21 protein-coding genes are annotated in these 22,596 nt (G+C 62.4%); 11 read left to right on the top strand and 10 right to left on the bottom strand.

Annotated elements, in window-relative coordinates:
- Nucleotides 1–3 precede the first annotated feature (3 nt).
- From FHS02_RS23110 to FHS02_RS31990, 4 genes are read left to right on the top strand one after another with little or no spacing between them, the layout of a single operon-like run.
- Complete coding sequence (locus tag FHS02_RS23110; protein WP_137315593.1) at nt 4–906, top strand: HprK-related kinase A; 903 nt, start codon at nt 4–6, stop codon at nt 904–906.
- On the top strand, nt 903–1,997 hold the full coding sequence (locus tag FHS02_RS23115) for a nucleotidyltransferase domain-containing protein (protein ID WP_137315592.1): 1,095 nt from the start codon (nt 903–905) through the stop codon (nt 1,995–1,997). Before FHS02_RS23110 ends, FHS02_RS23115 begins: the two co-directional genes overlap by 4 nt.
- A gap of 22 nt (nt 1,998–2,019) precedes the next feature.
- The gene (locus FHS02_RS23120; RefSeq protein WP_137315591.1) at nt 2,020–2,769 is read left to right on the top strand and encodes a GAF domain-containing protein; all 750 of its coding nucleotides are present in this window, start codon (nt 2,020–2,022) and stop codon (nt 2,767–2,769) included.
- A gap of 3 nt (nt 2,770–2,772) precedes the next feature.
- Nucleotides 2,773–3,627 (top strand): transglycosylase SLT domain-containing protein, encoded by an 855-nt coding sequence (locus FHS02_RS31990; RefSeq protein WP_137315590.1) that lies wholly within the window; start codon nt 2,773–2,775, stop codon nt 3,625–3,627.
- 162 nt (nt 3,628–3,789) lie between these two features.
- Here FHS02_RS31990 and FHS02_RS23130 read toward each other — a convergent pair whose 3' ends face one another.
- The 10 genes from FHS02_RS23130 to FHS02_RS23175 all read right to left on the bottom strand — a co-directional run bounded on the left by FHS02_RS23130 (nt 3,790) and on the right by FHS02_RS23175 (nt 15,913).
- Nucleotides 3,790–4,584, bottom strand: coding sequence for an N-acyl amino acid synthase FeeM domain-containing protein (locus tag FHS02_RS23130; RefSeq protein WP_229422298.1), 795 nt, complete (start codon nt 4,582–4,584; stop codon nt 3,790–3,792).
- Between the two features lie 514 nt (nt 4,585–5,098).
- Nucleotides 5,099–6,103 (bottom strand): glycosyltransferase, encoded by a 1,005-nt coding sequence (locus FHS02_RS23135; protein ID WP_175424886.1) that lies wholly within the window; start codon nt 6,101–6,103, stop codon nt 5,099–5,101.
- Complete coding sequence (locus tag FHS02_RS23140; protein ID WP_175424885.1) at nt 6,100–7,068, bottom strand: glycosyltransferase family 2 protein; 969 nt, start codon at nt 7,066–7,068, stop codon at nt 6,100–6,102. Before FHS02_RS23140 ends, FHS02_RS23135 begins: the two co-directional genes overlap by 4 nt.
- A gap of 78 nt (nt 7,069–7,146) precedes the next feature.
- Nucleotides 7,147–8,358: a carboxylate--amine ligase gene (locus FHS02_RS23145; protein WP_137315587.1), complete on the bottom strand. Its 1,212-nt coding sequence runs from the start codon at nt 8,356–8,358 to the stop codon at nt 7,147–7,149.
- Complete coding sequence (locus FHS02_RS23150; protein WP_137315586.1) at nt 8,355–9,467, bottom strand: acyltransferase family protein; 1,113 nt, start codon at nt 9,465–9,467, stop codon at nt 8,355–8,357. Before FHS02_RS23150 ends, FHS02_RS23145 begins: the two co-directional genes overlap by 4 nt.
- Before the next feature lie 2 nt (nt 9,468–9,469).
- Nucleotides 9,470–10,066: an arsenate reductase/protein-tyrosine-phosphatase family protein gene (locus FHS02_RS23155; protein WP_137315585.1), complete on the bottom strand. Its 597-nt coding sequence runs from the start codon at nt 10,064–10,066 to the stop codon at nt 9,470–9,472.
- Nucleotides 10,063–11,094, bottom strand: a complete 1,032-nt coding sequence (locus FHS02_RS23160) for a polysaccharide deacetylase family protein (RefSeq protein ID WP_137315584.1) — start codon at nt 11,092–11,094, stop codon at nt 10,063–10,065. The genes FHS02_RS23155 and FHS02_RS23160 overlap by 4 nt, the downstream gene beginning before the upstream one ends.
- Nucleotide 11,095: 1 nt before the next feature.
- On the bottom strand, nt 11,096–12,925 hold the full coding sequence (locus FHS02_RS23165) for an asparagine synthetase B family protein (RefSeq protein WP_137315583.1): 1,830 nt from the start codon (nt 12,923–12,925) through the stop codon (nt 11,096–11,098).
- A gap of 163 nt (nt 12,926–13,088) precedes the next feature.
- Nucleotides 13,089–14,324, bottom strand: a complete 1,236-nt coding sequence (locus tag FHS02_RS23170) for a pyridoxal-dependent decarboxylase, exosortase A system-associated (protein WP_137315582.1) — start codon at nt 14,322–14,324, stop codon at nt 13,089–13,091.
- The gene (locus FHS02_RS23175; RefSeq protein WP_137317599.1) at nt 14,321–15,913 is read right to left on the bottom strand and encodes an acyl-CoA ligase (AMP-forming), exosortase A system-associated; all 1,593 of its coding nucleotides are present in this window, start codon (nt 15,911–15,913) and stop codon (nt 14,321–14,323) included. The genes FHS02_RS23170 and FHS02_RS23175 overlap by 4 nt, the downstream gene beginning before the upstream one ends.
- 239 nt (nt 15,914–16,152) lie before the next feature.
- Here FHS02_RS23175 and FHS02_RS23180 point away from each other — a divergent pair, with 239 nt between their 5' ends.
- The 7 genes from FHS02_RS23180 to FHS02_RS23210 all read left to right on the top strand — a co-directional run bounded on the left by FHS02_RS23180 (nt 16,153) and on the right by FHS02_RS23210 (nt 22,588).
- Nucleotides 16,153–17,430: a DegT/DnrJ/EryC1/StrS family aminotransferase gene (locus FHS02_RS23180; RefSeq protein ID WP_137315581.1), complete on the top strand. Its 1,278-nt coding sequence runs from the start codon at nt 16,153–16,155 to the stop codon at nt 17,428–17,430.
- Between the two features lie 158 nt (nt 17,431–17,588).
- Nucleotides 17,589–18,536 carry a GNAT family N-acetyltransferase gene (locus FHS02_RS23185; protein WP_229422297.1) on the top strand — a complete coding sequence of 316 codons (948 nt, stop codon included), beginning with the start codon at nt 17,589–17,591 and terminating at the stop codon, nt 18,534–18,536.
- Nucleotides 18,537–18,538: 2 nt separating this feature from the next.
- The gene (locus tag FHS02_RS23190; RefSeq protein WP_137315579.1) at nt 18,539–18,787 is read left to right on the top strand and encodes an acyl carrier protein; all 249 of its coding nucleotides are present in this window, start codon (nt 18,539–18,541) and stop codon (nt 18,785–18,787) included.
- A 1-nt stretch (nt 18,788) separates the two neighbouring features.
- Complete coding sequence (locus FHS02_RS23195) at nt 18,789–19,640, top strand: hydrolase 2, exosortase A system-associated (RefSeq protein ID WP_137315578.1); 852 nt, start codon at nt 18,789–18,791, stop codon at nt 19,638–19,640.
- Nucleotides 19,630–20,538, top strand: coding sequence for a hydrolase 1, exosortase A system-associated (locus tag FHS02_RS23200; RefSeq protein ID WP_137315577.1), 909 nt, complete (start codon nt 19,630–19,632; stop codon nt 20,536–20,538). Before FHS02_RS23195 ends, FHS02_RS23200 begins: the two co-directional genes overlap by 11 nt.
- Nucleotides 20,535–21,818, top strand: a complete 1,284-nt coding sequence (locus FHS02_RS23205) for a glycosyltransferase (protein ID WP_229422296.1) — start codon at nt 20,535–20,537, stop codon at nt 21,816–21,818. Before FHS02_RS23200 ends, FHS02_RS23205 begins: the two co-directional genes overlap by 4 nt.
- A gap of 26 nt (nt 21,819–21,844) precedes the next feature.
- Nucleotides 21,845–22,588, top strand: a complete 744-nt coding sequence (locus FHS02_RS23210) for a tetratricopeptide repeat protein (protein ID WP_175424884.1) — start codon at nt 21,845–21,847, stop codon at nt 22,586–22,588.
- Nucleotides 22,589–22,596 lie beyond the last annotated feature (8 nt).

Here is a 22,596-nt window from a genome sequence, read left to right on the forward strand (position 1 = left end):
CACATGACCACTGTTGGCAGCCTGACCCGTGCCCAGTTGGGCGAGCGCCTTGCCGGGCCCGGCATTCACCTGCGCACCGGTCGTTTTACCACGCTACTGCATTCGCCCATCAGCAGCGTTGCCGATGGCATTCACCTGCTGTATCGCGACTATCCGCTGAGCGAAGGTTTTGCTGATTTCCACCTCGATCTGGTCCGCCCGCTGACAATGCGACGCTGGCTGCGGCCCCAGGTGTCGTTGCTGTACGACGGTCGCTCGATGTTCAAGCCACTCCCCCTCGACCAGGCATTTCCGATGTTCGAATGGGGCCTGAACTGGTGCGTATCAAGCCGCGCCAACCGCTACCTGATCGTGCACGCGGCCGTCGTTGAAAAGGGCGGCCGCGCTGCCATCCTGCCGGCCCCCCCGGGTTCCGGCAAGAGTACATTGTGCGCCGCTCTGGTAGGCCGTGGCGGCTGGCGGCTATTGTCCGATGAACTGACGCTGCTGCGTCTCGGTGAAGGCGTGCTGCACCCATTGCCCCGGCCAATCAGCCTGAAAAACGCGTCGATCGGCGTCATTCGCGATTACATACCCGGCAGTGTCATGAGCCGCGCGGTCACGGATACCGTCAAAGGCACCGTGGCACATGTGCGCGCCCCGGCTGACAGCGTGGCACGGGCAAGCGAAGGCGCATTGCCCGCGTGGGTCGTGTTTCCCCGTTTCGAGGCCGGCGCCGCCATCACGGCCGAGCCGATGCCGCGCGCCGAGACATTCATGCAACTGGCCCAGAATTGCTTCAACTACAGCCTGCTTGGTGCCGAGGGATTCACCGCCCTGGCCGACCTCGTCGAGCGCAGCCAGGGATATCGGTTTCGCTATGGCGTGCTGGACGAAGCACTCGCTTTTTTCGACAGCCTGCCATGAGGCACGACCATCTCGATTCGCTGCTGACCGCCGCTCTGCGTTCACCGGAACAGCTGCCGGCGCTGGCCGCTGCCGATTGGGATTTGCTGCTGCGCCAGGCAGGCGCTGCGAACCTGCTGGCTACGCTGTCGTGCCTGCTGGACGAACATGGGCTCCTGGACCGCATCGTGCCGGCGGCACGCGAACAGCTGGAATGGGCTCGCGTGCTGGCACGCCGCCACCGCCAAGGCGTGCTGTGGGAAGTGCGGCTGATCCGCCAGGCACTGGCTGACCTGGGCGTGCCCTTGATTCTTCTGAAAGGCGCGGCTTACACGCTGGCCGGGCTACCGCCCGCGAACGGCAGGCTTTTCTCGGACATCGATGTACTGGTACCGGAAGAGCGGCTCGGCGAAGCCGAAGCGGCACTTATGCTGGCCGGGTGGGCAGGAACTCATCATGATGCCTACGACCAGCGTTATTACCGCGAATGGATGCACGAGCTGCCGCCAATGCGGCATCTGCGGCGTGCGTCGATGATCGACGTTCACCACGCGATCCTTCCGAAGACGGCGGCCCTGCGGCCCGACCCCGCACTGTTGCGTGCTGCTGCCTTACCGGTGCCCGATATGCCGGGCCTGCGCGTGCTCGCACCGGCAGACATGGTGCTGCACAGCGCCGTGCACCTGTTCAGCGACGGTGAGTTCAACAATGGGCTACGGGACCTGTTCGATATCCATCGGCTACTGAGCCATTTCGGTGCGGATCGCCGCTTCTGGGCTGAACTGGTACCCCGTGCGCGTCAGCTTGAGCTCGAACGGCCATTGTTCTACGCATTGCGCTATGGCGTGGCATTGCTGGAGACGCCTGTCCCTGAAAGCGTAAGGGATGAATTGACGGGCCCATCGCCGGCGTTGCTGGCACTGATGGATGCCCTGTTTTACCGCGTGCTGCTGCCGGACCATGACAGCTGTGGAGACCGTTTCAGCCCATTGGCGCGCTTTCTCCTCTACTTGCGTGGCAACTGGTTGAGAATGCCCCCCCTGCTGCTCGCGCGGCATCTGTTCCATAAGGCGTTTCTGTCGCCGCGCAAATCCGGACCGGAAGCCGTATGAACCTGCGGCCACGGCCGCTAGAATGAAACGACTGCTGGAGGTATCGATGGCTGACGACCCGTTGAGCAAGATTCATCAGCTTTGCCGCGCTATTCCCGCTGCCCATGACGACTTGTCCGCGCACGCCGCACTTGCAGCCGAGCTCGTAGGCGCGGAAATTTGCTCGGTGATGCTCGTTAACGGCGAAGGCGACAACGCCCGGATGAGCATTGCCGCCAGTTACGGCCCGTTGGCGCAAGATGCTGTTGCCACACATGTCGCGCGCGGCGAAGGCCTGGCAGGCCAAGTGCTGGCCAGTGGCGCCCCGCTCCTGGTCGACGATATTCTGGCTTCCCCGTACGCCGCACTGGCACGGCGACCGGACGCGCCCGGCCGCAGCTTGATGCTGGCTCCTATCCGTATCGACGGTCGTGTCGTCGGCACGCTGACTGCCAGCTGCGGCGGCGCCAAGAGCTGCTTTTGCGAGCGCGACTTGGCGTTATTGGAAACGGTCGCGTTGTTCGTTGGCCGGGCTGTGCAGATGCGGCAACTGCGCGGAATCCTTGCTTCCCGCTTTACACAACTAGCGCTCGCTCAGGAAGTGCAAGGCAGTGTCGCCACCATTGCCTATCAAAAGCCGGATCATGTCGCCCGGTTGCTGGCACGCTCGTTCTATCGCGAAATGGCCCGCGCTGGCTTCGATTCGGGTCAGATCGTCCAGGCCGCCTCTGAAATCATTGCCCAGCTCAACGGCAGCATTGCACGCCACAACGCGCGCGAAGGCCGCAAGTAAATCATGGGGCATTACTCATTGGTCGCGGCTGTCCTGTTCGTGATCACGACCGCGACGGCCAGCGCTGCAGGCGATGATATTGCCGAGCTCATTGCCGAGGCAGCCCGGTTCGAGCATGGCGAGGGCATGCCGCGCGATCCGGAACTGGCTGCCTCTTTATATTGCAAGGCAGCGCGGCTGGGCTCGGCCGATGCCCAGTACGCGCTCGGCTGGATGATTGCCAACGGCCGCGGCCTTCCACGCGACGAGGCGGCGGCATGGCGGCTGTTCTCGGCGGCGGCGGACCAGGGCCATGTCCAGGCAGTGCGTCTGGTACAAACACTGCCACCGCGATACGATGTGCCGCTGCCGGCCTGCATGCTGCCCGCCTCCTTGCCGCTGCAGGTGAATATGGATCCGGACCCTTGGGCGCGCCCCGATTACCCGGCTGCCAGCGTGCCGGTACGGCGTATTGTCGAGCGACTTGCATCGGTGTACGAAGTCGATCCCGACTTTGCGATGGCCGTTATCGCAGTCGAGTCCGGTTTTCGGGCGAATGCCGTGTCGCCGAAAAACGCGCAGGGTCTGATGCAGCTCATTCCTGAAACTGCACAACGCTTCCGCGTCGCCGATCCGTTCGACCCGGAATCGAATGTGCGAGGCGGCTTGGCCTACTTGCGTCAGCTACTGGCCTTATTCGATGGCAACGTCCAACTGGTTGCCGCCGCATATAACGCCGGTGAAGGTGCAGTGCTGCGCCATCGTGGTGTTCCACCGTATCGGGAAACCCGCGATTACGTGGCTCGGATTGCTCGCCTTTACAGCTTGCCGGTTCACCGCTATCGGGGTCGCCCCCCAGCGACCTTCCCGGCCAAGTAATCGTATTGCTACTATTGGGCCTGGTACTTGGCAGCGTATCGGGTCCCGGCACAAATGTGCTACCGCGTTGTAACGTCATCCGCTACACCATTGCGGGCAATAATTGCGCTCACGCCGCGACGACGTCGCGGCGTGAGCGCATCGTTAGCGGCGCACAAGCACTCAGCCAATCTGCAGCAGACGGCTCGCAATCCCTTGTTCTTCACGTGGCGAAAAAAAGAAAGGATATAACGACCGTTCTCCGGCGGGATGTGTGCTTGTCCCCCCCAGCTTGCGGATCTGCTCATTGACGTAATCCATGCTCACATGCAGCAAATACGCCGGCGCATCGACCCGGGGATTACTCCGCAGTTCTCCAATCTGGCCAAATCCCAGCATATTCATATAATAGCGCCTATGCCGCGGATTTACCTCGATGAATACATCGGTACATTTGTGCAGATAATGACCATAAATAAATAATATATGGAACAGCGAAGCCAGCGCGCTTTTCGACTTAACGTGTGGTGCGAAAGCAAGTTTGGTGATTTCGCAAACCTTCGCGCCACGCGCACGGAATTCGTCGATATAGTCGGAAAATACTTCATCCGCCAGGATGCCCATCGACGAATCGATGCCCAGGGTGACGGTGCCAATGACCTCTCCGTTATCGGAAGCAGCCAGAGTTATTCGGTTAGGATTGTTATCGACCCGGTGTGTGCCCGCGTAACCGCGCCAAGCATACATTTTATTAATAAGCATGCTTACGGAAACACGCCCGGCCTCGGTATCGGCAACTCGAATGCCGAAATCGGATTGATTAATAGTCACATGCGTTATATTTACAGAGTTATCTTCTTCAACAGCGCAGACTAGCGGCTTGCCGGAATCATAATCGTCCAGCAAACCAAGGTCCGCGTCGTCGTCCTTGGTAAACTCTGAGGCTATAGCACACTCCCCTGTTGCGCTGCTCGACATGAAATTTGATAACGGAGCAGTTATCAATCCGCCGGCAGCTTCAACGACTACATCATTATTTTTTATTTAAACTGATAAAACTTTTTTAATTTGATCTTGAACTTCGGAGTTTCCATGTGCGAACATTAGTAGGCACAATTACAAGACAAGTACCTTGAGGTGTTTACCCATGGTCTTCTTGGTCCTGTTACCGATAGATCTGCAATGAGATGGTAATGCACCTGAGGACTGTTAGGGCGATGTCGAGACCGCTTTTTTCAGCAAAGCGGCCATATCATGATGATTGCAATCCGCAGCATCAATGGCACTACCTCATCTCGATGTTTCTTTTCGCCAACGCCAGCATCGGCATTCCACCAACAGAGCGCAGCCAAACAGAGCGCAGCAGCAGAGGTTCGCTGTCGATACATGACGTCAGCGTACCAGCCCACCTGTCAACAACGAAATAATGCCACGAGGAACGTAGCCAATCAATAGGTCAAAGCCATCACCTGCACCATATACTGCTTCACGCTCAGGCAGTGCGGTCAAGCCGGCGAAGTACACGAAGATGAGGCAGCCACAGCAATACACGCAACGCACGCAAGCGGAAACCTGCCGTGCGCTCCAGTACCGGCCGGCCGTAACGGCGACGCAAGAAGTCTTCGACCCCAAGCAACGCAGCCTCCGCCTGTTCAGGAAACCCTCTGTAATACAGCCGGTTGACGTCATACAGCGCTCGGTCGAGCAGCTTCAGCTTTAGGCGGCGTCGATGCGCATGCGGTGTGCTGTCGTGCCAGAAGATCAAGTAGTTTCGTGCCATCAAATAAAAGTAGTAGGCTGGGCGGTCCGTCTCACGCCGCGGCATCGCATGCAGCACATGCGCGTCGTAAGCCACGGCACTGTGCCAGCCATGCACTGCCAACCGGGCACATAGCTCGTCGTCTTCGTAATAAGCAAACATTCGCTCATCGAGCTTGCCGGCATCACGCAGCGCTTTTGCCCGCAACAGCATCGCCGTTCCGGGTACCCACTGTTGGGATCGAAGTTTGCGGGCCGTCGTGCGCGCGTCGTCAACATTACTGGCGCGGCGGGTATCGAGCCGGTCCCAATCATGGAAGTTTCCGCAAAAGTACACTTTCTCGGGCTGGTCCAGGATAGCCAGCAGCGGTGAAGCAGCGCCGCAACGCTCGTCCAGCGCCATCAAGTCAAGCAGTTGCGCCAGCACAGTGGCGCTGCCCATGACGGCGTCGCTATTGACCAGCCACAGAAAGTCGTATTTCTCGTCCAGAGCATGGGCAACTGCAAGGTTGTGACCGCCTGCGAAACCATGGTTGACAGTCTCCCGACGCAGTGCCACCGGAAGGTCTGCCAGGCCTTGGGCGAGCAAGGCCACATCGGCCGATGCAGAGCCGTTATCGATGACGAGTATGTCGGCGCTGGCGCCAGCAGGCAATTCCTGGCGCAGCAGGTCGTGCACGCAATCGAGCGTTTGCCGCGCTCCGTTCCAATTCAGGATGCTGACGAGGACTTTATTCACGCGCTGCGCTCTCGCCGCAGCATCAGCCCGATCGCGAGCGGAATGAAATACAGCACGCTGCGCACGTCGATCCGCAACTGCTTCCACATCACATCGAGAAACGGCTTGCGATGTGCAACACGGTGCAGAACGTCGGCCACGAAGCTGCGCCTCAGCGCCAGCACGGCTTCGCGATTTTCCTTTACCTGGCGCTCGGTGAGCGGATACAGGCGGGCGATCGCCTTCTTGTATTTCATTTCGTAGTGCAGACGGATCAACGATTTTTCCGTGCCCCAGCCTGATCCAGCGAAAACGTTGACGCCATCCCGATACACGACTTCGCGGGCGGACGAGAACGCGATGCGATCCGTCATGCGCGACAGGTCCAGCCAGAACAGGTAATCCTCGCCGGCGTACACAAATTCCTCGCGGAAGCGCAGCGTGCGGAAGGAGCGGAAGCGGTAGACGACGGTCGACGTGCCGATCACGTTGCCACCCAGGATCTGCGACTGCATGTCGGCCTGGTACACGTGAAGATGGCGCTCGCCCGGCAGCAGTGCATGGCGGGCCGGCTCGATTTTACCGGCACGTTCAAATGCACTGACTGTCTGGTTCAGTTGGTAAAAGTCGGCGAAATAGAGATCGTAGCCGGCGCTCAAGGCGCGCAAGGCGTTGGCCAGATGTTCCGGCTCCCAGGTATCGTCTGAATCCAGGAAGGCGACCAGTTCGGTATCGGGCGAGACCTGGTCAAGTGCGGTGTTGCGGGCCGCGGCTGGACCACCGTTTTTCTGCTCGACGATGCGCACAGGCGATCGTTCTGCGGCCGACAACTGTGCCACCTCATCGCGCGCTGGGACCGGCGAGCCATCGTCGACGATGATGACATCCAGTTGTGCATCGACTTCCTGGGCCGCCACTGCGCGCAATGCCCGAGCCAGGATGCCTGGTCGGCGCTGGTAATACGGAATGACAACGGCGATCTTCACGACGTGGCCTCGTGGCATGCGGCGCTGTACCATGCGCCGGGCGGATTCATCCTCTGCATCCTTACTCCTAGGTATTGGTCAGCCGGTACGCCGGACCACGTGCCACAGGTCGCGCAGGAACGGGGCCGGGTCGGACCAGGTGAACAGGTAATAGCGCGTGGACGGGCGCAGGAAGTCACGTAAATAGCCAAACAGCTCGCCAGCCCGGGAAAACACCAGCTTTCGGTCCGCCACTGCGCCAGGCTGGAATAGCAGCCGCGCCAGGCGCTTTGTTTCCGGGATCATGAAACGGCAGCGCAGGCCGGCGCGGTAACGAGGCTGGGGTTGTGCTGCGCCGACGCCTAACAGGCTATACGCCAGCCAGGGAAAATCGGCACCGGCATGGCAAGCCAGGGGCAGGCTGCCCCAAAAACGACCGTTGATCTCCATGAGCGCTGCTTCATCGCGTTCGGGATCGTAGCGGTACTCGACCATTGCTATGCCCTCCCAGTCGAGTTCCCGCAGCAGCGCCAGCGAGCGCTCTCGCAACGCCACATGGCAATCGAGCGACACCGATTCGCAGAGGGTCGACACGCCACCCTCCGGTGGCCACTCGTGCAGCCGGCGGTGCTGGAACACGCAGTGGGCCCGGCCCTCATGCATCAGGAAGAACTGTCCCAGGCCATAACCGGCACAGTACTCCTGGATCATCGGGTAACGTCCTACCGGCTCGAATTGCCGCAGGTACTCCAGCAACTCTTTCTCGTCGTGGCAATATCGGGTCTTGTCCAGCACCAGCCCTGCACGGCGCAGCAGGATGCCGGCTTCGTTCGGTTCAGCCCATTTCAACACTACCGGAAAGCGCAGGGCCGGTGCGGCGGCGGCCGCTTCCGCAAAGATGACCGGCTGCACGGTGCGCGGTACCGGCACGCCCGCGATCGCCGCAGCGGCGTATGTCTGCCGCTTGTCCAGCACGGTTTCCATCCGGCGTGCGTCCGGGAACATCAACCGGTAGCCAGACAGTTGCGCGCGGTGCCGGTTCAGCAGAGCGATATCGCCTTCGGAGATCGCGAACAGGCACGCGGTGCCGAGCTTCTGCGCAAGTTTTTCCAGCTGCTCGAGCGTGCCTGCTGCATCGTCAGCGCGCAATATGCCTTCACTCAGGTAACGCGACGACAGCCCCGGCGCCGCGACACTGCGTGCCAGGCCGTACACAGGCACGCCACGCCGGCCAAGGCTGCGCACGATCGCCAGCCCGATCGGCGTATCGATGCCCAGCACAACCGCCGGGATGAGAGCCTGAGCGGTCATCGAGCACCTCGCGCGGCAAGCCAGCGCAATCCCTGCAATGATTGCAAGCGCGCGAGCAACCACGCGCGCAGCAGGTGCCGGCGGCCTTCGGTGACCGAGCCCACCAGCCACACGGTTACGAGAATGGCGCCCAACACCTCGATGAAGAACAGCGGGCCGCGTGGATCGCCGTCGATCGCGGCGCCGAAGAACAGCAACAGTGGCTGGTGCATCAAGTACAACGAGAAGGTATAGCCTGCCAGCCAGCGGATCGGCCGTTCCAGCGGTAGCAGGACGCGCCCCAGCAGCACCGGTGCGATGGCGCGGGCGCCGACGAAGTTAGCGGCTACGATCAGGCCCAGCAGGTAGTCGGTCAGCGCGAAGCGGGAAAAGGTCAACTGATGATGCAGCGCTTCGCCGACCAGGCTGCGCATCCACGCACTGCCCAGATCGGTCAGCCGGAAATGCTGGAATAGTGCGAATGCCAGGATCGAGGCGATGAATAATGCCAGGCCAATGGAGAACGGTGTGCGCTGCAGCAACTGCCAGCGATGGAGCACTACGCCCATCGCCCACACTGGCGCAAGCAGGAGGATCTTCGGCCCCACGATCAGTGCGCAGCCGGCGAGCAACAAGACACGCGTGCGGCCTGCGGTAAATACACATGCCGCGAACATGATGTAGTACCACATCTCGTAGCACAGCGACCAGTACGGGGTGTTCGAGAACGACATGATGGAAATCGTCCACACCTCGTTCAGCCATGCGAGGCTGGTTGCAATGCGTACCGGTGCCAGGCCATGCGTGGTCCAGCCTTCGTAGATGTCGGGACGGAGGGCTGCACCGGCGAGATCCAGCAGCGGTGTCACCAGGACGACCGGAATGGCCAGCGAATAAAAGCGCGACAGCCTGCTGGCCCAGTATTCGGATGGCGTGTTTTCGCGCTTCGCATGAATGTATGAGATCACATAGCCGGACAGCACGAAGAACACCATCACCGCGGCGTGCCCGTGATCGGACAGCGGCAGGATGTCCGTGCTGAGCCAGCGCATGTTCATGTGATAGAAGACAACCATCAGCGCGGCCAGGAAGCGTATCGCGTCGAGGTAAAGCGAGAATTCGCGACTCATCGCTACCCTCTCTTCTGCGCCGGCAAGGCGCGTGCATTGGGAATGTCGTTGGCCAGCCGCACGACGGCCTGGCGGACACGGGCAAAGCAGGTATCGAAATACGCGTCGGACAACGTGAACGGATCGTGCAGGTGCGGGAACGGTGGAGAGCACCAGTTGCCCAGCAGCGCTACCTGCACATCGTCACGGCCGCCCAGCCTGCGCGTGAGCTCGTGTACCTGGCGCACTTCCATTGCCAGCAGCAGGTCGCCCGGTTGCACGATGAAATCCTGCCAGTCGCGCGCACGATGGGCATCCATCGGCATTTGCTGTCGCGCGGCCGCGGCAAGCGCCGGATCGGGCGAACCCACGCCGGTCGTTGTCGACAGGCCCAACGATGCCGTGTGCAAGCCTTCGGCGCGCGCAACCTGCTCGGCATACGCGCTGCGGCATATATTGCCCAGGCAAACGAATACCACGCGGCGCACTGCCTGGGGGTCTTGCAATTCGAACGGTTGCAGCCGCCCTGTCGTCCGCTCCGCCCGTGCCAGCAGCAGCCGCACCAGCCCGCGCCACGTACCGAAGCGTGCGTTCAGTCGATCGCGCAGCAGGGAAATCATGCCGCCGCTCCGCGCGACAGTGCCCAGTTGCCGTAGCCGTCGTACACGACTTGCTCGGCAAGCCGGCGGACGCTGCGCCAGCCGCTACCATGCAACAACACGTTGCGCTCGTCCGGCGAGGATCCCAGTGCGCTGCCCGCTTCGCCCATGCCTGTAGGCAGGAAACGGTCGCGGTTGCCGTCGAGGTAGCGGCACAGGCGAGCCAGCCGGTCCTGGTGCAGCGCGTTGCCGCGCGCCGTATGCATGTGATCGTCGCGCCGCTGCACGTATTCGAACGGATGGGTCAGCAGCACGACCAATGGGATTTGCTGTTCATGTGCCCGCTCCAGCAACAGGCGTGTTTCTTCGAAGCTGGTGCCGGCAATCGTCAGCGTTTTCAAATGGCGGCGGCCGCCGAGCTGCCAATCCTGGAATGTCAGTACCGGCATCTCCAACACACCGTGGCGACGGTGTGCGCCACTGTACAGGCGATAGCGCGGGTCATTGCTGTCGAAGACCGCGAGGCCGACGCAGGAGCTGTAAGGAATGCCGCAACGCGCCATCGCGGCAAACATTGCGTCGTCGTGCTGCATGTTCCCCGGACGGAATACGGTCGGGGCCGGCACGCCCCACCCGGCGAACGTTTGCTGGCCCTGGCGCAGCAGTCGCACGGTGTCTTCCTCGGCGCGGCCGAAGAACTCGTCCTGCAACGGTTCGCGCTGTACACGCTCGCGCCAGTCTTCGTGCTGGAACACGGCCCAGCAGGGATGCGTATGCAGTTGCACCTCATGCCCGCTGGCGACGATGCGGCGGGCAATATCGCCCATCGGATCGCGGTCCTTGAAATAGTAACGGTGGGCCGCTTCGACAAAGAACGTGGCAGGTATGCGATGCCGGTCGAACTGGTCGAGGAGAAAACCCAGACCTTGCGAGCGGCCGCCGACCTCGCACCAGACCATTGGTTCGGCAACGGGCTGCTTGTCCGGGCTTGTAAACGCGCCGCCGATGGAAAATTCCGTGTCGATCGATATGCAGACCCGCGTGCGCATGTCAGGCTCCGGGGCGCTGGCGGAACCACTGCTCGAGCATCATCAGCACCCACACCATGGTGCCGTGGTACCCGGCATGTTCTCGCAGGTGCTTGCCGGTGAGCTGTTCAATGAAGTCGCCGCGCACGATGCCGCGTGCCTTCAGGTCCGTCAGGCTGTCCGACGCCAGGTCTTGCAGGGCCTTGTGCTCCTGCAGCCAGACGCCGAACGGCAGCCCGAATCCGTGTTTTTGCTTGCTGATGATCTGCGGCGGAAGAAATCCTTTCAATGCCTCCTTGAAGAACCACCGCAACTGGGTGCCGTTCAGTTTTTGCTGCGGCGTCAGGCCAGCGGAAAACGTCACCATCGCATCGTTCAGGAACGGGAATGCCGCTTCCACGCCAGCCAGTTCGCAGGCTTTCATGACTTTCGGCAGATCGTTGTCGGCCAGCGTGATCTTCAGGTCCAGCGCCAGCATCCGGTTGATCAGGCTTTTCGCCTCGCTGGCGCCGTAGGTTCGCGCCAGGCCAGCCAGCGGCTGGTCGATATCGGTGCCGGCCAGGAAGTCGTCGGTGAATACCTGACGCGCGCCATAGCGGCCCAGCAGATTGTAGGTTTCCAGCCGAGCCGGCATCGCCACCGACGCCTGCTCGATGTAGCTGCGCGCCTTGCGCAGCAGGGTTACCCGGTCGCCGCCGGGGAAATTGAAGATCGCCGGCTCCAGGAGCGCCTTGCGAAACAGCGACGGCACTTGCTCATAGCGTGCAAACACATGCTGCTTCGCGTATCGCTCGTTGCCGCCGAACAGTTCATCGCCGCCGTCGCCGCCCAGCATGCGCGTCACGCCATCGTTCCGGGCCATTCGCGCGCAATAGAATGCCGGCACTGCCGACGCGTTGCCGAACGGCTGGTCGCAGACGGCTGCGACCTGCGGGATGGCGGTGACCACGTCATCCGGCGTCACATAATATTCGTGGTGGTGGGTACCGAAATGGCGCGACGCAATGCGCGCATATTCCATCTCGTCGTAGCCCTGGGCAGCAAAACCGATTGAATACGTCTCGGCCGGAACGCCGCCGACATCGCACAGCATGCCGGCGATCGTCGAGCTGTCGGTACCGCCGGACAGGAATGCCCCCACCTTGGAGCCGGTCGAAGCCTCGCGTACACCATTCTTCAGTTGGGCGAGGAAATCGGCCTTCAATTCTTCGAAGGAGCGCTTGCCATCTTCCTGGAAAGTCATCCGCCAGTAAGGCCGGGTTTCCACGCGCCCCTGGCGGTAATGGAGATAATGACCGGGGAGCAGTCGCTGCTGATCCTTGTACGCGGTACCGGGTGCGGGCACCATGTGGAAGTAAACGTAATTGTAGATGCCTTGCAGGTCGATGTCGCCGCGTGCCAGTGGATGACGGATCAGCGCATCCGCCGACGACGCAAACAACAGCGCCTCGCCAGCCAGCTGCCACGTCAATGGATGCACGCCCATGCGGTCGATCGCCAGCACTGCCTCGCCTGCGTGCTCGTCGAGAATGCACAGGGCGAATGCGCCGCCCAGCAATGCGCACAATTTTTCCGGCCCCAGGTGACGTTGTGCCGCCAGCACTGCTGCCGTACCGCGAATGCTGGCCTGCTCAGCCAGCGCCGGATCACGCAGGACGGGATGGCCCCACAGCGCGATCAGCAAGCCTTCCTGGCGATGCACATCGCCAGCGCCAGCCACGGCGGCCGCGGAACGGCTGCTATCGGCCTGGTGCACGGCACTATCGTCGAACCTCGCCAGCGGCGCGGCCATCCTGCCGACCAGTTCACGGTCTTGTGCACCGTAGCCCATCCATCCACAAATACCGCTCATCGAGTACCTCGCCTGTTCGCCTGTATCACGCTACCTGTATCACGCTACCTGTATCACGCCATTACCATCACGCCATTACCATCACGCCGCTGCCATCACGCCCATGCATCGCGCCGAATGCATTGCGCCGCTTCTCTTAACCATTCATATCAGCTCAGCCGCGTCAGACCAGCACTTCCAGTGCGGCCGGATGGCTGAGGAAGCTGGCCGGACTGGCCGATACGCCATATGCCCCCGACTGCAGTACAACGACCAGGTCGCCCGGCTCCGCGCGTGCCAGGTCCATTCCGTCAGCCAGCACATCGAGCGGCGTGCACAGCGGCCCGACGACCGATGCTTTTTCACGTTCGCCGCCCTGCACGCGGTTGCCGATGACGACAGGGTAATTCTTGCGAATCACCTGGCCGAAGTTGCCTGATGCCGACAGGTGATGATGCAGCCCTCCATCCGTCACCAGATACACGCTGCCGCGCGATTCCTTGCGGTCGACGATCCGGCAGACATACGCACCGGCTTCGCCAACCAGGTAGCGGCCCAGTTCGATGACGACCTGCGCTCCTTGCAGCTGACGGCGAACGCCATCCATGACCGTATGCAAGTTGCTGCCAACGGTCGCCAGATCGAGCCGCTCTTCGCCGGGAAAATAGGGAATGCCGAAGCCGCCGCCGATGTTCAGGATACGTGGCGCGCGTGGCGCGTCCTGGGCCAGCCGCAGTGCCAGCGCGAAGGTTTTTTCATGCGCCTCGTGCAGTGCCGCCGCCTTCAGGTTCTGCGAACCGGAGAAAATGTGGAAGCCCTGGAAATCCAGGCCCAGTTCGCCGATGCGCCGCAGTAGCGCAGGCACCCGCTCCGCATCGATACCGAACTGTTTTGGCCCGCCGCCCATCTTCATGCCGGACGATTTCAATTCGAAGTCGGGATTGACGCGCACGTTGACGCGCGGCGTGATACCCAGCCTGTCGCCAATGCGTGCCGCCCGCTCGGTTTCGCCTTCCGATTCGAGGTTCAGCACAATGCCGGCAGCGATCGCGCACGACAGGTCCGCTTCGCTCTTGCCCGGACCGGCAAAGCTGATGTGCAACGGGCTCATCGGCGTATCGAGGGCAACCCGCAATTCTCCGCCGGAAGCCACATCGATGCCATCCACCAGGGAAGCCATGTGCTGCACCACCGCAGGCATTGGGTTGGCCTTCATCGCATAGTGCAGGTGCACATCGGCCGGCAGGTGCCGGCGCAACTCGGCCACGCGCGCCGTCAGCGCACCGCGGTCATACGCGTAAAACGGGGTCTGGCCGACGCGCTGCGCCAACCGGGTCAATGGCATGCCGCCGATTTGCAGGCAATCGTCGACGACGGGGAACTGCAGCAGCGGTGCGTGCTGTGGACGGAGCGCGCTCACTGCTGCTGCTCCAGAAACACGTTTTCATACTGCGTCGACAGCAGCTTGCGGTCGATCTTGCCGTTCGGATTGCGTGGCAGCGAACTGCCGGCAATGACGACTTTCTGCGGCAGCATATAGGCCGGCAGGTGCGGCTTGCACGCCGCCAGCAGATCGCCCGCCGTCAGCGCAGCGCCTTCGCGCGGGAACGCGATGACGACGATCGCCTGCCCCAGCACCGGGTGCTTGACGCCGAGAGCGGCCGCCTCTGCCACATGCTCGCGCGCATACACCACCTCCTCGACCTCGGTCGGGCTGACGCGGTAGCCTGATGTCTTGATCATCTCGTCGTTACGGCTGATGAAGTACAGGAAGCCATCCTCGTCACGGCGCACCGTGTCTCCGGACCAGACGGCCAGCTCCACCAGCGGCAGGCCGTAGTGGCGCGGCGCCACAGGCTTGAACCGCTCGGCAGTCTTGCCAGGATCGTTCCAGTAGCCCAGCGACACCAGGGCCCCGCGGTGTACCAGTTCGCCCGGTTCGTGCGGCGCGCACTCGGTGCCATCGGGCCGCAGCACCAGTACTTCGGCATTCGGGATCGCCTTGCCCATCGAATCCGGACGACGGTCCAGTTCTTCCGGCGGCAGATAGGTCGAGCGGAACGCTTCGGTCAGGCCATACATCAGGAAAGGCCGTGCGTTCGGGAGTGCCCGGCGCAGCGCATCAAGCGTGGGGCGCTGCATGGCGCCACCGGAATTGGTCAGGTAGCGCAGCGTGCAATCGCCTGGCCATGCCAGCGGCGCCAGCTGGATCCACAGGGGCGGCACCGCGGCCAGGCCCGTTATGCGCTCGGCGACAACAGCGTTGAGCACGTCGCGTGGCAGCAGATGGTTGATCAGTACGGCCGTGGCGCCCGCATGGAACGCCGTGGTCAATTGCGACAGACCGTAGTCGAACGACAGCGGAAGCACGGCAAGGATGCGGTCTTGCGGCGTATTTTCGAGGTAGCTGGCCACGCTTTGCGCTCCGGCAACCATGTTCCGATGCGACAACACCACGCCCTTTGGCTTGCCGGTACTGCCGGATGTGTACAGGATCGCTGCCATGTCGCCATCGATCGTGCGAGGCGGAGTGCGCATTTCGCCCAGGCCGCGATCGATTGCCGCATCCCACGACAGTACTTCAACGTTGTGCACCGCAGGCAGCGAGTTGCCACCGCCTACCGCCACCACCAGACGCAGATCTCGGCAGGCCGGCAGCACCTCCGCCAGCAACTTCAGGCGGTCGATCGTCGTGACCAGCACGCGCACATTGCAGTCGGCCAGGATGTAAGTGACCTGTTCGGGCTTCAGCAGTGGATTGACTGGGACAAAGACGCCGCCTGCTGCTGCCGCGCCGAACATGGCACCAACATTCTCGACGTTTTTCTCCATATACACCGCGACCCGCTCGCCTCGCTCGAGACCTGACGCCAGTAGCGCGGCGGCAGTGCGTTGGACCAGCTCGGCGAGCTCTCCGTAATTCAGGCGGCGGCTACCGTGAACAAGTGCTTCGGCACCGGGGTTCCGCCCGGCCGAGCGGAAGATGAAGTCTTGAATCAGGTCGCTCATATCATGTCCTGCAAAGGGCTGGTCCGTCATGCCACCGTTTTGTGACCATACGGAAACCTAGGCGGGAATATTAACATTTTACAATCAATTGACATCTGTTTTTTGGCAAGCTTTGCGGTAAAAATACCGCTTGCATTGTTCCAAAAACAACAATTAACGTAAATTTTTAGCAATGTTTTGATGTATCATGTGAAACGCCGTAAGTTTTATCCTGGAAATTGGCTGCAATCGAGACGACCATGGGAAAGATCAGCATTTCAGATGTAGAGCCGGTAGAGGCCAGCCCGGCAGCAGTGCAGTCCCCGCCGCTCGTCCCTGCCGACTATCCGCGCTCCCGGCTGCCTGTCGCGCCCGCATTGTCGCTCGCATCCTTTCTCCGCATGAGCGGCCCGCCGGCGCCGTCGATCCTCGACGCCGGCGAGGTCCGCTTTGTCACCAGCGGCCGCGTTGCGATTGCACTGGCGCTGAAACAGATGGGCATCGGCCCTGGCGACACGGTACTCGTGCCGTCGTACCATTGCGCGTCGATGATCGAACCCGTCATCTGGGCTGGTGCCACGCCGCTGTTCTACCGCATTCGGCCCGACACCACGGTCGACCTGGATGACATTGTCGTCAAGGCCGCCAGCGTCCGAAACGTCAAGGCGTTGATGGCTACCAATTACTACGGCTTCCACCAGCCACTGGTGGCCCTGCGCGCGTTTTGCGACGAGCGCGGCATTCAGTTGCTGGAAGACTGCGCTCACTCGTTCCTGGGTTCGCACGCCGGCCGGCCACTAGGGTCATGGGGTGACTACGCGATCGCCAGCAGCATGAAGTTCTTCCCCGTCTACGAGGGCGGCTGTCTTGTATCGGCACGCCATCGGCTCGACGGCGTAGCCCTGCAGTCCGCAGGGGCCGGCTTCGAGGCCAAGGTAATGCTGAATTCTGTCGAGAACGGGTTCGCGTACGGCAGGCTGCCACTGCTTCGTGCGCTGATGACACTGCCGATGGCCGTCAAGAACGCGCTGTGGGGTGTAATCAAGGCACGCCGCCACGGCGCTGCGCCGGCGCTGGCACCAGGATCTTCCGACGGCGGCTTCGGTTTCGATCCAGCATGGCTGACCAAGCGTTCATCGCTGTTCTCGCGGTCGATGCTGCGGCTCGTATCGCGCCGCCGGATGGGTGAACTGCGCCGCCGCAATTACCGGCACCTGTACGATGCGCTGTCGGCGCTTCCGGGCTGCCGCCCGCTGTTCGCCACACTGCCGGACGGTGTTTATCCATGGGTGTTCCCACTGTTGTGCGATGAGCCACAGGCCCTGTTCCGGCAGCTGAAAAGCGCCGGTGTGCCGGTCATCCGCTTCGGCGAGTACTTGTGGCCGGGCGTGGACGCTACCGTGTGCGAAAACAGCGTGGATCTGTCGCGCCGTGTACTGCAATTTCCCTGCCACCAGGAGCTGCGCGATGACGAAATCAAATGGATGATCGGCCAAGTGCGTAGCGCGGTCAAAGGCGAGGAAGGAGACCTGCGATGAAATGGCACCTGTACCCGGCAAGCGAATTTGCCGCCCATGCCGAGGCGTGGCGCCGGCTGAACGCAACCACCCGCGGGTCGCCGCTGCTCGAACCGGAGTTCGTGCAACCACTGCTGACCGAATTTGGCGATCCGCAGTGCCGGCTCGCCGTATGCGAAATGAACGGCGACACGGTCGCGATGGGCATCTTCCAGCCGCGCGGCCGTGGCGTATGGGAGGCGTTGCAACCATCGCAGGCGCCGATCGGCCTGTGGCAACATCGCACCGATATTCCACTCGAACGGTTGCTGCCCTCGTTGACGCGCAAGCTCCCTGGCCTGGCACTGATGGTTGGCCTGAAACAGCGCGATCCGCACCTGGAACCCCGCCCTGCCGACAGCGCCATCACCAGCACGCTCGATTACATCCGCACTGCTCATGTGCCGATCGCCGGCACTTTTGAGGAATACTGGAACGCGCGCGGCAAGAATTTGCGGAGCAACCTGAAGAAGCAACGCTCGCGGTTGACAAAGGACGGCATTGCCACGCGCATGCAGATCGACCGGTTGCCCGAACAGATGGCTGCCGCTGTCGCCGATTACGGCCGGCTGGAAAGCGCCGGCTGGAAGGCGCAGCTGGGTACCGCGATCCATCCGGACAATGACCAGGGCCGTTTCTATACGACGATGCTCGAAGCGTTCGCGCGGCGCGGCCAGGCTGCTGTGTACCGCTACTGGTTCGAAGCATCCGGCCTGGCGCCACAACTGGTTGCAATGGACCTGTGCATCGAGGGCGATGGTGCCCTGATCGTGCTGAAAACAACTTACGACGAATCGGTGCCGGCCAGTCTGTCGCCGACGTTGTTGATGAGGGAGGAGTGCTGCCAGCGGCTGTTTGACGAAAAGCAGTACGGGCGGCTGGAGTTCTACGGCAAAGTGATGGAATGGCATACGCGCTGGACCGACGAAATCCGGACCATGTACCATGTCAACCATTACCGCTGGCCGGTACTTCGCCAGCTGCATGCCGCCGCCGGCGAACGTAACGCCATGGCGCAGAGGTTGCGCGGCAAATCCGCCGCCCCTGAGCCAGTCGCCACGCGGCAGCACACCTCAACCACGGAGTAACCATGTATCTCGACGAAGTAAAGCAGATTGTCATCGACGTCCTCGCGCTCGGCCCGGCTGGCCGTTCGCTGGACGAGCATTCCGCCCTGCTGGGCAGCATCCCGGAACTGGATTCGATGGCGGTCGTCCAGTTGATCGGCGCACTGGAAGAACAGTTCGGCTTCAGCGTCGACGATGACGAGATCAGCGCCGAAACCTTTGCCACGCTGGGTAGCCTGTCCGCCTTCGTGAAGCACAAGCTCACGGCCTGACATGAGCGCCATTGCCGCCGCGCCACCGGCGCAGCCGTTATTCCTGGATGCCGGCGCGGCGGCTCGCTTCTGCCTGTACCATGCGCCCGCCGGCCCGTGTCGCGGCGCGTGGCTCTACCTTCACCCGTTTGCCGAGGAAATGAACAAGTCGCGCCGCATGGCCGCGCTGCAAGCGCGCGTCTTGGCGCAAAACGGCTACGCAGTGCTGCAGATGGACCTGTACGGTTGCGGCGACAGCGCCGGTGATTTTGGCGATGCACGTTGGGATATCTGGCTGCAGGACGCGGTGCGCGGCCTGGCCTGGCTCGAGCAGCGCAGTGGCTGCGCTGCCGGCCTGTGGGGGTTACGCCTCGGTGCCCTGCTGGCGCTGGACATGGCACAGGCGCGCCCGCTTCCTGGCCTGCTTCTGTGGCAACCGGTAACGAACGGCAGCCAGTTTCTCACCAACTTCCTGCGCCTGAAGGTGGCCAGCCAGATGCTGACGGATGGCGGGGGTGGTAAGGACGGCGGTGGCACCACCGCACTGAAACAAGCTCTCCAGGCCGGCCAGTCGCTCGAAATCGCCGGCTACACGCTCGATCCCGCCCTCGCACTGGCGATCGATGCGCGCAACGCGGAAAAATTCACACCACCGGCGTGCCCGGTACACTGGTTCGAAGTGGCGGCTGAAAGTGGCCGTTCCCTGTCGCCTGCCGCGACACGGGTCATCGCGGCGCTGGGTGCCGGGGGCGCGAACATCGCGCCCCATGTCGTCGCCGGGCCGCAATTCTGGGTCACGCAGGAAATCGCGACGTGCCCCGCACTACTCGACGCCACACTCCACTCGTTGTCCGAGCCGTGCCATGCAGCCTGACGAACAAGCACTCACGTTTCCATGCGCCGGCGAATGGTTGACGGCGATCCTGAGTCCCACCGCCGCACCCGCCCGGCGCGGTGTGCTGATCGTTGTCGGCGGTCCGCAATACCGAGCCGGCAGCCATCGCCAGTTTGCATTGCTGGCCCGCGCGCTTGCGGCCCAAGGCATACCGGCCATGCGCTTCGATTACCGCGGCATGGGCGACAGCACTGGGCCGGCGCGCGATTTCGAGGATGTCGATGCCGACCTGCGTGCCGCGATCGACCGCTTCATGGCTGCTGTGCCGGGCTTGCAGGAAGTCGTGATCTGGGGTCTGTGCGACGCGGCGAGCGCTGCGCTGTTCTATGCGCAGCACGACCGCCGGGTATCCGGCCTGGTGCTGCTCAACCCGTGGGCTCGCACGCCGGATGGGCTGGCGCGCGCCACGCTCAAGCATTATTACGTGGAGCGTCTGCTCCAGCCAGCCCTGTGGAAGAAAATCGCCAGCGGCCAGTTCGAATTCGGCAAGGCTCTGCGCTCATTTACCGGTCTGCTGCGCGCATCGCGCGGCAGTACCGCCGAATCGCCGGCGCTCCCGGCTTCGATACCAGCGGCGGAGGTATCGAGCTCCGTTCCGGCAAAGCCAGCCAGCCCAAACCTGCATGCCCGCATGCAGGCCGGATGGCAAGGTTTTTCGGGACCGATTTTATTGATCATCAGTGGCGCCGACCTGACGGCGCAGGAGTTCCTGGATATGGTGAAGGCATCGCGCCAGTGGCGAAAGCTGCTGGCCGCGTCGCGGGTACAGCAGCGCACGCTGCCGGCGGCGGATCATACATTCTCGCGACGCGAATGGCGTGACCAGGTCGCTGCCTGGACGGCAGCGTGGGTACTCGAATGCAGAGCGCCGGCATGAACCGCGTCTTGATGATTGCCTATCACTACCCGCCAATGCGCGGTAGCAGCGGTATCCAGCGCACGCTGAAGTTTTCGCAGTATCTCCCCCAGTACAGCTGGCAACCGCTGGTGCTGTCCGCCAACCCGCGCGCCTATGCCAACAGTGGCAGCGACCAGCTGGCCGAAATTCCACGAGAGGCGATCGTGCACCGCGCGTTCGCCCTCGACACGTCGCGCCATCTGTCGGTGCGTGGTCGCTACGTGGGCTGGATGGCACTGCCCGACCGCTGGGTATCCTGGTGCGTGGGTGCGATTCCGGCCGGACTGCGCATGGTCAGAAAGTACAGGCCGCAGGTAATCTGGACCACCTATCCGATCGCCAGCGCCAAGCTGATCGGCCTGGTACTGCACAAGCTGACCGGCCTGCCGTGGATCGCCGACCTGCGCGATCCGATGACGGATGTCGACTATCCCGCCGATCCGCTGACGCGGCGCTTCTATCGCTGGATCGAGGAAAAGACGGTACGCAACTGCGCGCTGGCCGTGTGTACGACACCGGGCGCGATCGTTACTTACACGAAGCGTTTCCCCGACATTCCCGCCAGCCGCTTTGCATTGATCGAAAACGGCTACGATGAAGAGAATTTCAGTAACGCGGCCGCCTCGCAAAAGCCGGCGGCGCCGGCAGGGGGCCGGCCGTTCACGCTGATCCACAGCGGAATCATTTATCCGTCCGAACGCGACCCGGTGCCGTTCTTCGAAGCGCTGGCCGATCTGAAGGCCGCTGGCGCCGTCACCGCCGCCCGTCTGCGCGTTGTGCTGCGGGCAACCGCGCACGATGACTACCTGATACCACTGATCGAAAAATATGGGATCGGCGATATCGTCAGCCTGGCCCCGCACATCGCCTATCGCGACGCGCTGGCCGAAATGCTGGGTGCGGACGGCCTGCTGGTCCTGCAGGCCACCAACTGCAATCACCAGATCCCGGCCAAGCTGTACGAATACCTGCGCGCGCGCCGGCCGGTGCTGGCATTGACGGATACGATCGGCGACACCGCCGCCGCATTACGCCATGCCGGCATCGACACGATCGGTCCACTCGATGACAAGGATGGCATCCAGGCAGCGCTGCTGCGCTTCCTGGGGCTGGCGGAAGCGGGCCGCGCGCCGCTCGCTTCCGACGAGGCGGTCGCCGCCAATTCCCGGCGCGCCCGCACGGCCGAACTGGCCCGTCTGCTGAATGCCGTAACGGTGACCGTGCCCAATGCCCAGGCGAAAGGAAGCGAAGCATGCTGACCCTGAAATCCACAGTGCGATATGTTATGCCGGCAGCATTCCTGCTGGCTGCAGCAGCCGCAGGTGCGAAACCGTATTGCGGCGATTTGACCAACGCGATCGGACCGTTCGATTATCGCGAGGCGCCACCCGATGCGCTGTACCTGGTGGAAATGGCGCACTATACCGAAGAGGTGGCCGCGGGTGTAAAAGGCAACACGGGTGCGATTGGCGGCGACCTCGATTACACCTTGCGTGCATTCCCGAACCACGTGAAGGCGTTGACGACGATGGCGATGACGGCCGCGCGCATGAAGGTCAATCAGCTGCCCAGTGCCAGGTATCCGGTCGAATGCTACTTCGAGCGCGCCGTGCGCTTCAAGCCGGACGACGGCATGGCCTGGGGCGCGTATGGCAAGTACCTCTACGGCGCCGGTCAGGAGGAGCGGGCCATGCCGCTGTTAAAGAAGGCCTACGACATGGCGCCGGATAACCCATCCGTCAATTACAACCTCGGCATCGCTTACTTCCGCGCCAAGCAGTACGACCTGGCAGTAAAACATGCAAAGGTCGCATACCAGCACGACTTCCCGTTCGACGGACTGCGCAATATGCTGGTCGGTGCCCGCAAGTGGGATGGCAAGGTGGAGCCGCTGCCGGGCAAGAAGAACGAGTCCGGCGGCGAGGAAGACGAGGCCGCGAAGACTACCCGGGAAACAGCCCCGGAAACTTCCCCCGAAACTGCACCGAAAACCGCGCCGAACACGACGCCCGATACCGCTGCGCGATAAGCGTTGGC

Source organism: Pseudoduganella umbonata (genome assembly GCF_014192225.1).
In the GTDB taxonomy this organism is placed as follows: Bacteria; Pseudomonadota; Gammaproteobacteria; order Burkholderiales; family Burkholderiaceae_D; genus Rugamonas; species Rugamonas umbonata.